The organism is Leeuwenhoekiella sp. CH_XMU1409-2, assembly GCF_037029365.1.
GTDB lineage: Bacteria > Bacteroidota > Bacteroidia > Flavobacteriales > Flavobacteriaceae > Leeuwenhoekiella > Leeuwenhoekiella blandensis.
Genome location: NZ_JAYMEI010000002.1, coordinates 50,153 through 61,710, shown reverse-complemented (window position 1 = coordinate 61,710; position 11,558 = coordinate 50,153). Strand labels below are relative to the sequence as shown.

The following is an 11,558-nucleotide window of genomic DNA, read 5'->3' as shown; positions in this document are numbered from 1 at the left end:
TATTGTGGCTTTAGCCGCAAAACTGAAAAATGAAAGCAAGAAAGTAGTGAGGAAGAATTCCTTTTGCGTTATCTATTCTGCAAAAACAGATAGAATGTAGCACCTTCTTTCGGGAGAAAGGGTTGCTAAGGCTTCATAGGGTCTATTCCCTCCGCCTTTCTTGATAACATTTCAGTACGTGTTTGAACTTTGTGAGCGCAAAGATTGCAAAACGTTTTACAGATATGCAAGTAAAACCTATCAATTTTTAACAGATCATAAAAAATCATAAGATTTCAAAACCCGTTTTGTAATAGCTGCTAAATTTATACATTTGCCATCTCAAAAGAGGAAAGATTTGACTGATTGCAACCTCTTATGCTGAAACATCGGCGTAAAAAAATGCTAAAGGCAGTACTTACTACCATTTATCAGGCATTCGTCAAATCCCTTTTGTTTTTAAGTTTCATCCCACTGGCGGGAATAAAAAAATGCTGAAATGGCTTACTTATTTACATCAGAAAGTGTGTCTGAAGGGCACCCTGATAAAATCGCAGATCAAATAAGCGATACCTTACTCGATAACTTTTTAGCTTTTGACCCTGAATCAAAAGTTGCTTGCGAAACCCTTGTTACAACTGGGCAAGTGGTGCTTGCGGGAGAAGTAAAAAGCGACACGTATATCGATGTGCAAAACATTGCGCGTGGCGTGATCAACGATATTGGCTACACTAAAGGCGCGTATCAATTTAGTGGTGATAGCTGTGGTGTTATCTCATTAATTCACGAGCAATCACAAGATATCAATCAAGGGGTTGACCGTGCTTCTAAAGAAGAGCAAGGTGCCGGCGATCAAGGGATGATGTTTGGTTATGCGACCAAGGAAACGGAAAATTATATGCCGTTGGCGCTTGACATTTCGCATCGCATTATGATCGAATTGGCTAAGCTGCGCAGAGAAAATAAAGACATCACTTATCTACGACCTGATGCAAAAGCACAGGTAACGATAGAATATTCTGATGATAACGTGCCTCAAAAAATCGTTGCTATTGTAGTTTCTACGCAACACGATGAGTTTGATGAGGATGAAAAAATGCTGGCTAAGATCAAAGAAGATATTATTTCGATTTTGATTCCGCGTGTGAAAAATGATCTACACCCGGAGCTTGCCAAGCTTTTTAATGACGATATTATTTACCACATTAACCCAACCGGAAAGTTTGTAATTGGTGGTCCTCACGGAGATGCCGGACTTACCGGACGTAAGATCATTGTTGACACGTATGGCGGAAAAGGTGCTCACGGCGGTGGTGCATTTTCAGGAAAAGATCCTAGTAAAGTAGACCGTTCTGCGGCATACGCATCAAGACATATTGCTAAGAATCTTGTCGCTGCCGGTGTTGCTGACGAAGTTTTAGTTCAGGTTTCTTATGCAATTGGAGTGGTAGAGCCTACTTCAATATTCGTTGACACCTACGGAACTTCTAAAGTTGAATTGAGCAATGGGCAAATTGCAGCTAAAGTGCGCGAACTATTTGATATGCGTCCTGCAGCGATTGAAGACCGCTTGAAATTGCGCAATCCTATTTATAGAGAAACGGCAGCCTACGGTCACATGGGTAAAGATCCTCAAGTAATTACCAAGATTTTTGAAAGTCCGTATAGCGGGCGCATTGAGAAAGAGGTTGAACTCTTTACTTGGGAAAAACTAGATTATGTAGATCAGGTTAAGGAAGCCTTCGGTTTATAGAAATTTTTAAATTCATAAAAAGCACCGCATCACGTGGTGCTTTTTTTATGCAGTTTCTTCAGCAGTCCCTTGTTCTTAAAATAACGATCTCCCCAAAACTGAAATACAAAAATCAGCACAAACAATAATCGAGAGATTAAATCAGGCAAAACGGTTGCTAAAGCCAGCGATAACACCCAAATCAAATTCACATTGAGCGACCTAAACTTGAGCCATCTGCTTACTAATTTAGGCATTTTGGTATTCAACTTTGCAACGTGACGAATCATTAAAAAATTGAATATTCCTAAAAAAATCAAGTTGATACAATAAACTTGAAAAGCACTATCCTCATTAAAACTGTTTACATAAAAAGCAGTAGAAAACGGTAACAGTACGATAAATAGGAGAAGTAAAAGATTCAACCAAAGCAGCCGGTTATCGTAAAGTTTAATGTATTTAGAAAACTTTAAATGTGAAATCCAATACAGGGAAATAACCAAAAAACTCACAAAAAAGCCTATAAAGTTGGGTATAAGATTACCCAACACCTGCCAAATTCCATCTGTTCTTATCGCTGCGGTGTCTGGTATTTCAATATCGAGCACAAGTAAAGTGATCGCGATGGAAAAGATCGCATCATTAAAAGCCAGTATTCTTTTTTTGGGAAATGTAAGCAACATCATAATTGAGGTTTTGATGGTATTAAAAATACGTTAGAAAGCGCAAGCGGTTCCCATATTATAACCGAAATAGCTAATTTGGTCGCTCAATTGTATTTTATGGCACTTTTACTAATCAGAAATAATAAAGAGTATCAACCCTGGATAGACGCTTTACAAAAAGCAGATCCCACTATTGAAGTAGTCACCCCGGAAACTATTAAGGACCCGGAAGATGCGACGATGGCGATTACCTGGAAAGCACCAAAAGGCAGTTATGCCAAGTATCCCAACTTAAAAGTAATCGGTTCTATGGGCGCCGGTGTTGATCATCTTTTTGAAGACGAGTCGCTACCTGAAGATGTCATTCTTACCCGTGTGGTAGACGAGAAACTGGCGAGCGATATGCAAGAGTTTGTCGCTGCGTTATGCCTCAATCACATCAGGAATTTAAAAACCTACGCCCGGTTACAGCAAGAGAATACTTGGAAACCTACCGATTACAAGCGCGCGAAAGATGTTACCGCAGGAATTTTAGGCTTCGGCACTTTAGGGCAAGCCGTAGGAACTATGCTAAAAGCAATCGGCTTTAATGTAATCGGCTGGTCTTCTTCAGAGAAAAACGTTGAAGGGATAAAAAGCTATACTGAAGATGAACTCAACACTTTCCTTTCAAAATCTGAAATTCTGGTGTGTTTGCTTCCATTAACAGAAAACACCAAAGGAATCTTGAATGAAGAATTATTTAATAAACTACCACAAGGTGCTTACCTCATCAATGTTGCACGCGGCGGTCATCTTGTAGATGATGACTTGATCGAAGCTTTAAACAGCGAGCACTTAAGCGGTGCTGCGCTAGATGTTTTTCATACCGAACCTTTGCCTGAAGAACATCCTTTTTGGCAAACCGAAAATATTATTATCACCCCGCATATTGCAAGTATGAGCAATGCGGCTTCAGTATCTGGTCAAGTGGCAGAAAACTATCAGCGTATGCAAAATGGGGAGCAATTATTGAATCAAGTTCAGGCTAAAAAGGGGTACTAATAAACTCTTAAATCAAGGATTTTTCCGTTAAAAGCTGCAAAATTCCATTAAAATCGGGTTAAAAACCTCGTTTTCAGACCTACTTGCCGGTACCTTGTATTCACTAAAAATCAAAAATTATGGATCAAGCAAAGTATGATCAAATGGAAACGATGCTTCATAAATTGGAAGATATTAAGAACAGCCAAGAAAGCATCATCGATAAAATTAACCACGTAATCACAGATCTTTTCCAAAATCCGGATAAGGATTTAGAAAAAGCGATGGAAGATGCACATCAAAAAGCATCAGACAATGTGGACAAAATCGCAGAAGCGACTGAAGAATATGAAATGAAAATGAATAAACTCGAACAAGCGTAAACATTCGAAGAAATTGAATAATTAAAAAACCCGAAGCCTTACAGCTTCGGGTTTTTGTTTTAAATGCTAAAAGCAATTATAGAATATAACTTTCAATATTACCAAACAGTAATTATAATTCAAAAACGTTGTTAATTAATTCTTAAAAGCGTTTATTTAAGGATTAATTCAATATTAGATTATGCTTAAACAATTACTTGTTAGGTTCTTATTTTTTCTTTCCTTTTTCCAAATTACTGCACAAAATTTTTATCAAAAAGCTACACCTGATTGGGTAGCACCTATTACACCAGACTATTCTGCTACGGCTAACGGTCAAGAATCATCAGGGTTTTATTACCTACTTCTCGATGATCAATATCACGCAGGCGAAGAGGCTTATTATGAAAGATACGCCTATAAAATCACTGCAAAAGCAGGGATACAAGAAATGAGTGACATCTCTATAGAGTTTGATCCCGAATATCAACGAGTTATAGTTCATAAGCTCAATGTCATACGTAATGGTAAAATCATCAATAAGCTTATCATAGATGACTTTAAGATTATTCAAAGGGAAGAAGATCTTGAACGCCACCTTTATAATGGTCGTGTTACTGCCATAAATCATCTCTATGACATACGAGAAGGAGATATAATCGACTATGCATACACCACAATAGGCCGCAACCCAATACACAAAGGTAATTTTGGGACTACATTTTACTTGCAACATACAGTACCTATTGCTCAAATTCACTTAGCCATTTTTAAACCCAAAGATTATTTTTTGGATTATAAAACTAAAAATGGCGCTCCACAGCCAAAGATCAATCAAATTAAGGATCATACTCGATATAGCTGGTCTGCAACCAATACTGAAGCTATTTTATATGAATCTAATACACCTATATGGTATTTTCCTGCAGCAACAGTTGAGTTATCTACCTTTAAAAGCTGGGCGGCTGTTGCAAAGCACTACAATAGTTTTTATAAAATTTCTTCGCAAGAACGTTCTAACATTAAAAGAGAAGCAAATCACTTAATTAAGGATGCTCAAACTAGATCTGATAGCCTAACAGCTTTAATCCGATTTGTGCAGGATGATATTCGTTATTTAGGGTTTGAGAATGGCCTCAATTCATTTAAACCAAGTAAACCCATTGAAGTTCTCAAACGGCGTTTTGGTGATTGTAAAGACAAAGCCCTTTTGTTATCAACATTATTGCAGAGCTATGGCATAGCCGCTAATCCCATTTTAGTCAACAGCACTTATGGAAAAAATATTGATGAAAAATTACCTTCGCCCTTTGCATTTGATCACTGCATAGTACAATACAAAACTGAACAAGGTAAGTACGCTTATATTGACCCTACTATAAGTGATCAAGGAGGCGATCTACAAACCATCTATTATCCAAACTATTACTATGGCTTAGTATTAGACGAAAGCACAACAACCCTCACTAAACTAGAAAAAGCTAAAAAACCTAAAACCTCACTTATCGAAACATTCTCCCTAGACCAAATAGGAGGCGGCGCAGTACTCGATATAGAAACCGTTTATTATGGGGGCGATGCTGATGATATGCGCCCTTATCTATCTACGAATAGCACGGCATCGATACAGAAAGATTACACCGAATTTTACAGTAAACTCTATCCAAATATTAAAGTAAATAAAGAAGTAGAAATCTTTGACGATCGTAAAAACAATATGATTAAGGTTGTCGAAAACTACAAAATAGATAGCCTATGGCAACCCTTACTAGATAACGAACAAATTATTTCTACGAGCTTTTATCCATCAACTCTCGAGAATATGCTCTATCCGGTGACTACATCAAATCGTACAATGCCTTATCTAGTTAATGAAACAGCCAATTTTGAGCACAAGACAAAAGTCTATTTTCCAGAATCTTGGAATATTAAAAATGAATCTTTTAATATACACAACCCAGGTTTCAGTTATTCTTATGATATAAAATATAAAAATGCTGCTTTAGAGATCATTCATAACTACGAGGGTAAAAAAGACTATCTAGAACCTAATCAAGTCTCAAAATACCTTGAAGCCCATAAAAAGATTCAAAATCAAATCAACTATCAACTTACCTATGACCGTTCGGCCTTAGACTTATCAAAAGTTGCCAATGCAGGGTACACTTTAACAATTTCAATAATAATTTTCGGAATTCTATTAAGTGCTATTGTATGCTGGTTTCTATTTAGCACTTATGATGTGCCCTGCAATGTAAAGGAACGCTGGCATCAACCTATTGGTGGATGGGTCGCCTTTTTTGGCATAGGAATAGTGCTTACACCAATAATTTTGCTAAGTACTTTAATTTTTAATCAGGACCTACATTTAACTTCATCCGAATGGGAATTACTATTCTCTAATAATTTGGGTTATGGAATACTTGGAGTTTTGGAAGTTCTTTATAATTCTATCTATTTTGTTTTCTCCCTTTTTGTAGCTATTCTCTTTTTTAAGAAGCGCAGTATTGCTCCACGCATGATCATAATTATGAATACCGTTGCAATAATATTCTTTGCTATAGACAGCCTCCTTATTTTAGAATTCAATGAAGAATTAGCTACTGCCCCTGCTAAACAGCAAGCTTTTCTTGAAATAGGCGTTAATGCAGTAAGAGGCTTGATTGTAATCTTATATTTTTCACTTTCAGAAAGGGTAAAACACACTTTTGTAAAAACGCTTCATCAACAAGAAAACAAACAAGAATTTGTTAACGTCTCTGAGCCAGAAATGAGTTCTTCTTAAGTAAGATTAAACTAAAAACCCGAAGCCTTACAGCTTCGGGTTTTGTATTAAATACAATAAACATAAGTATAGCTTGCGCTATAAATTATACTTCACCGAAAACATCACAATACGCGGCATCACAAAATACTCTGTAGTGGTGCTGAAGGTTTCATTAAAGCTGTCGTTATTCAAAGAATCTACATTGAATAAGTTGGTTCCATCCAATCTAAATTCCCATTTACTTTCCGGTTTTTGATAGCGCAAACTAGCCTCAAAAAAGGAATATTCGTTTTGCACCGTATCATCTTTGTCCTGATAATTGTAATAACTCCAATCTGCAGTAAACGTAAATCCGTTTAAGAATTTAACATCCATATTGGCAAACGGGCGGTCTGTATAGAACACACGATCGCTGTTTCCGTTTTGGTAATTATTAATGCTTCGGTTGTAACCTACTTCAAAATTGGGTGCGTTTTTAAAATTGGTTTCCACGCTTCCCTGATAATTCTGTGTGAAGTTTTGCGACAGGGTAGGTTGCGTATTGATGATGTTATTCAATTCGCTGTACGAAACATTCGCACTCAAGTTAGCCTTCCACTTTCTAAAGGTTTTTTGAAAACGCCCGTTAGCACTCAATACCTCATCTACAAAATTGCTATTGATAGGCGACGAAGCCTGATTGATCTGATCTATTGCAGTACTGGTTTTGATCGCATCTACCCGCTTGGTGTAACTCACGCCCCCGTTTAGGTTCGTGAAGTTGAACATATTAAAATTGAAATAATTCAACCGAGCGGTATGAAAGATCGCATTCTCAATATTTCGGTTACCGCGAAACATCTGATTGTAGTTGTTAAACACATAACCTTCAGCAAAATTATTCACGTCTGTATAATCTGCGGTCATCTGATAATTGAGGCGTAAACTTTCGCTTTGCTTAAACTCGGCGATCGCATAGAGATCAGGTAACAGCTTCCACTCATTCTCGCTGGTTTCAATCCCTAATTGCTCAGAAGCTACATTGTAATTATGCAAAGTCACTCCTGGTGTAAAGGTGAAAATACCAGTTTTAAACTTATAATGCGCTCCTAAAAACACATCGCTAAAGCGATAGACAACGTCGTTATTCAAGCTTGCATCGGTGAACGCATTTTGATTCCCGTTATCAAGAATCTGAAAGATAGCCGAGTTGAAATCCTGGCGACTTTGGGTAGTTCCTAAAGTTAAATTCAGATTGCTTTTGTCGTTGATCACATAGTAGTAATCAATCTTACTGTCCAATTTATTGGTCTCGATCATTTTATCCTGATTGATATTGAATCGATCCTGATTGATATCCAAAGGAAGAATCTGCGCAAAAGGTTGCTGCGTTACGATCGCCTGATAGAACGGATCTTCTTTTTGATACAAATGCTGCACAAAACCGGCAAAAATATTCTTCTCATTCAGCGTATAATACGCGTTAAGGTTTTGATTTAAACTGAACGGATTGTTGTCTTTATTCTCGTCGATCGGGTTGTTGGTCACGCCATTCTCATCAGTAAAAACAGAAAGTGCATCGGTCATTTCTTCTTGCTGCGATTTTTTTGCAAGCACATCATAATCCAACTGAAGCTTATCGCTAGGCTTGTATATGGCACTGAATTTTACCATCCCCAATTGATTGCTTTGATTGCTATTTTGAGTATTTACCTCGGTCGCACCGGTAGCAATATAGTTGCGTAAGCTACGCTGAATAAAATCGGTTGAATTATCGCTGAAGAGTAAAAACCCGCTTAAATCTAATGCGTCTGAAGCTTCATAACTGAAGTTTGCCGCGCCAAAATTGGTTTTGATCTCATTAGCTCTATTGTTTTGAGAAACCAAAAATCCGAGTCCGCTATCTGAAATATTAAACGAAGTTCCGCCACGCGAATTGAAATTTCTAAATCCACCAGTAAAATTGAAGTAATCTCTAAACGTAAACGGCACATCGCCGGTATTGTTGGAATTCCCGATCAAGTTGATGCTTCCTTTGGGGCTATAGTAAAACAATTTGGCACTACCCAGATAGCGCGTTTGTTCGCCATCTCCGATTCCGCCTTGCAGTTCTCCAAACCAGAAATTCTTTTTACCTTCTTTCAGCTTTAGGTTGATCGCGATATTATCCTGATCATTACCCAAACCGCGCATTTGATCTACTTCGTTGTAATTTTTAAGTACTTCAACCTTTTTTAGTGCGTCTGCAGGAATGTTTTTGGTTGCTAGTTTAGAATCGCCGTCAAAAAAGTCTTTCCCCTCGATCATTACTTTAGAAACGGTTTGCCCTTCAACTTCGATCTCGCCGTCATCGGTCACGGTAACGCCGGGAAGTTTTTTAAGAACGTCTCCTAATTTCTGCTCGGTTCCGTTAGTGAAACTATCGGTATTATAAACAATGGTATCGCCACGAACCACCACCGGCATTTCATAAACGATCTCTACATCATCCAACTGATTTTCTGCCGGAAGCAACACAAAGTCTAACGAAATATCGTCGGCTCCGGGTGCAACATCAAGTTCTTGCGTAGTAGGCGCCAGTCCTAAAAAACTCGCTACCAACGAATATTTTGCCCCTGTAGGAAGATTGAATTGATAACGCCCTTGTGTGTTGGAGATCGCATACGATTCCATCTCTCCGGTATCGGTACGGGTAGCGATCACATTGGCTAATTCAAGCGGCGTGCCAATACTGTCTTTGACCACACCGCTTACTTTTATACTCTGAGCAGTCGTAGCAAGACTGAAGAGTAAAAAAAGAACAAAAAGGTTTTTCATAAAATTTTAGTTGTTGGTTGTTTTAATGCAGAATGCCGCTGTAGACTTAGCCGCGACCGCCGGAACCACGACGTCTGCCGTTACCAAAGCGCTCTGCCATTTCTTTAGTTTTCTCGACCACGATCGCCTCGTATTCTTCACGAGAGACCTCATCCCCTTTTTTAGGCTTTTCAATCTCAAGACCTTCTTTAGGATTGATCACGATTTTATTACACAAGATTACCGTGCGGCCGGCACTTACTTCAAGTATTAAACCGGGTAGTCCCCAATATTCATCAGGACCTTGACTTACGGGAATTTGCGGCGTGTACCATGCGGTGATCACTTCTTCCTTTGGAGCTGCAACTGCGGAAGAATCGGCATCTTGATCACGGCGGCGACGCATAGCTTCAAATGGATTTTCATCTATTTTCCTGATGGCAGTAGCTTTAAAAGCTGCATACTGGCCTATCATTTTGCTTTCTTTCTCTAATTTCCAGTCCAGTTTATTTAAGGTATCTTTTACCAGAAAAGATTTTCCCATCAGGTCATTCTCACGGGCATAGGTATCTTCTGCTATATTTTTGTAGATTCCGCCTTGTGCAAAACCACCTCCCATAAAACGCATACCACCTCCAGCTCCGGGAGCATCGAGTTTTTCTTCTTCCTCGTAAATAGACTCGTCTTTAGTAAACGTAAGCGTGAAGGTTTTTTCCAGACGGCTTTTCATGCGCTCGGCAAACTGCTTTTTCATTTGCTCGCTCATCTCGCGACCACCGAAGTTTTCAAAATCGAATGAAGTTTTAGAAAAGTAGGTCGCTACTCCTCCATCAAATTGTTGCGCATTAACAACACAGGTACCAAAGCTTAACGCCAGAACCAGAAATAAAGATTGAAGTTTCATAAGTCAAATAGTTTATCGCTTTTTGACTTCACTGCGCTTCAAAGGTTTAACGGTCTTTAAAATATTATCCGCCTATTTTTATCGTAAAAGTTTGACCATCTTCCCGGTTGCTGCTGTTGCGCTCGATCCACTCTTTCATCTTCTCATCCTGAATGGTTTTCATTTCGGCTTCGCCCACTACTTTACCGTTTTCAGGAGCTTTGATCTCGATTTTTTCTTCAGGATTGAGCACGATTTGACTGCATAAAATTGTTTGATCTCCGTCTTGTACTTCTAAAATTAAGCCCGGCAATCCCCAGTTCATCCCGGGCCCGTGGCTTACCGGGATTTGTGGTGTATACCAAACCGTAACAGTTTTAGTAAACGCAGTGTCTACCGTTTTCATAGTCTCTGAAGAAAAGGTTTGTGATACCACGTCTTCAGTGCGCGTGGCTTTAAAACAGGTATAATCACCAATAGATTTTGTTTCTTTCTCCAGTTTCCATTCTGGTTTTGGCAAGCTATCTTTTACCAAAAATATTTTTCCCAGCACATCTTCCTGGCGTTCGTAACGTTGCGCTCCCGTGTTTTTGTAAAGAATGTCCCGACTCTGACTTATTTTGATCTGTATGCCACTAGAGGATGCAACATCTGGTGTGGCAAGTTTCTCATCTTCTTTATACAAGGACTCATTACGGTTAAAGGTAAGCGTGTAGGTTTTTTCAAATTGCTTTTTGAGTTGAGCGGCGATTTGCTCCCGCATCGCATCGGTCATATTCTCACTTTCCATTTTAAGATCGACCTTGCGTCTGCTTTTATACGTCGCAACACCTTGAAAGTCCTGTGCCATTACTGCTTCCGCGAAAGCGAGAAAAAAGACAACGATAGTTAAAAATTTAATGTTCATAACGGTTTGATTTGTGATTGATTAATCTTTATAGCTTTCAATAAATTGAACTAAGCTTTCTGTAACTTCTGAAATTCTTTTCTTTAAATCTTCGAGCTCTTTAGTGTTTCCTTTAAGAGATGCTGACATTCCTTTTAAAGTCTTCCCCTCTAATGATTTTTCCTCTACAAATTCTACAGAAAGTTGAATATCGCGTGCAAGTAAAGAGTCTTTCTCAAACTCCTGCAACATTAACTCCCAGTCTAAATTTCGTAATTCTTCCAGATCATCTGTTGAGATATCTAGTTTAGAGGTATGCACTTTCCACTTTGATTGGGTTGAATCTGAATATGATGCGGTTTTAATAGTCCAAGATGACTTTTGATTTTGACCGTAAGTAAACATGCAAATACTTAGAAAAATGGTAGTGAATAGAGTTTTCATCTTCAATTATTTAAATTCAACTCAAAATTGAATATTTGTTCA

General features: G+C 38.4%; 9 protein-coding genes and 1 riboswitch. Of the genes, 4 read left to right on the top strand and 5 right to left on the bottom strand.

Annotated elements, in window-relative coordinates:
* Positions 1-65: 65 nt before the first annotated feature.
* Positions 66-170: riboswitch (SAM riboswitch) on the bottom strand.
* A gap of 308 nt (positions 171-478) precedes the next feature.
* On the top strand, positions 479-1,732 hold the full coding sequence (metK, locus tag WA338_RS02005) for a methionine adenosyltransferase (RefSeq protein WP_009778801.1): 1,254 nt from the start codon (positions 479-481) through the stop codon (positions 1,730-1,732).
* A 29-nt stretch (positions 1,733-1,761) separates the two neighbouring features.
* Here the strand turns inward: metK and WA338_RS02000 are convergent, their stop codons facing one another.
* A complete protein-coding gene (locus WA338_RS02000; RefSeq protein WP_083777973.1) occupies positions 1,762-2,397 on the bottom strand; it encodes a TMEM175 family protein in 636 nt (211 codons plus the stop codon).
* A 96-nt stretch (positions 2,398-2,493) separates the two neighbouring features.
* Between WA338_RS02000 and WA338_RS01995 the strand changes: the two genes are divergently transcribed.
* The 3 genes from WA338_RS01995 (at position 2,494) to WA338_RS01985 (ending at position 6,546) form a co-directional block, all read left to right on the top strand.
* Entirely contained in the window at positions 2,494-3,420 is a 927-nt protein-coding gene (locus tag WA338_RS01995) for a 2-hydroxyacid dehydrogenase (RefSeq protein ID WP_009778799.1), read from the top strand.
* Between the two features lie 119 nt (positions 3,421-3,539).
* Positions 3,540-3,782: a hypothetical protein gene (locus WA338_RS01990; RefSeq protein WP_009778798.1), complete on the top strand. Its 243-nt coding sequence runs from the start codon at positions 3,540-3,542 to the stop codon at positions 3,780-3,782.
* Positions 3,783-3,963: 181 nt separating this feature from the next.
* Positions 3,964-6,546 (top strand): DUF3857 domain-containing protein, encoded by a 2,583-nt coding sequence (locus WA338_RS01985; RefSeq protein ID WP_009778797.1) that lies wholly within the window; start codon positions 3,964-3,966, stop codon positions 6,544-6,546.
* A gap of 78 nt (positions 6,547-6,624) precedes the next feature.
* Here WA338_RS01985 and WA338_RS01980 read toward each other — a convergent pair whose 3' ends face one another.
* From WA338_RS01980 to WA338_RS01965, 4 genes are all read right to left on the bottom strand, one after another.
* Positions 6,625-9,324 (bottom strand): carboxypeptidase-like regulatory domain-containing protein, encoded by a 2,700-nt coding sequence (locus tag WA338_RS01980; protein WP_272985459.1) that lies wholly within the window; start codon positions 9,322-9,324, stop codon positions 6,625-6,627.
* Positions 9,325-9,370: 46 nt separating this feature from the next.
* Complete coding sequence (locus WA338_RS01975; protein WP_272985461.1) at positions 9,371-10,207, bottom strand: GLPGLI family protein; 837 nt, start codon at positions 10,205-10,207, stop codon at positions 9,371-9,373.
* 64 nt (positions 10,208-10,271) lie between these two features.
* Positions 10,272-11,093: a GLPGLI family protein gene (locus WA338_RS01970; protein WP_272985462.1), complete on the bottom strand. Its 822-nt coding sequence runs from the start codon at positions 11,091-11,093 to the stop codon at positions 10,272-10,274.
* 21 nt (positions 11,094-11,114) lie between these two features.
* Positions 11,115-11,516, bottom strand: a complete 402-nt coding sequence (locus tag WA338_RS01965; protein ID WP_272985464.1) for a hypothetical protein — start codon at positions 11,514-11,516, stop codon at positions 11,115-11,117.
* Positions 11,517-11,558: the final 42 nt, after the last annotated feature.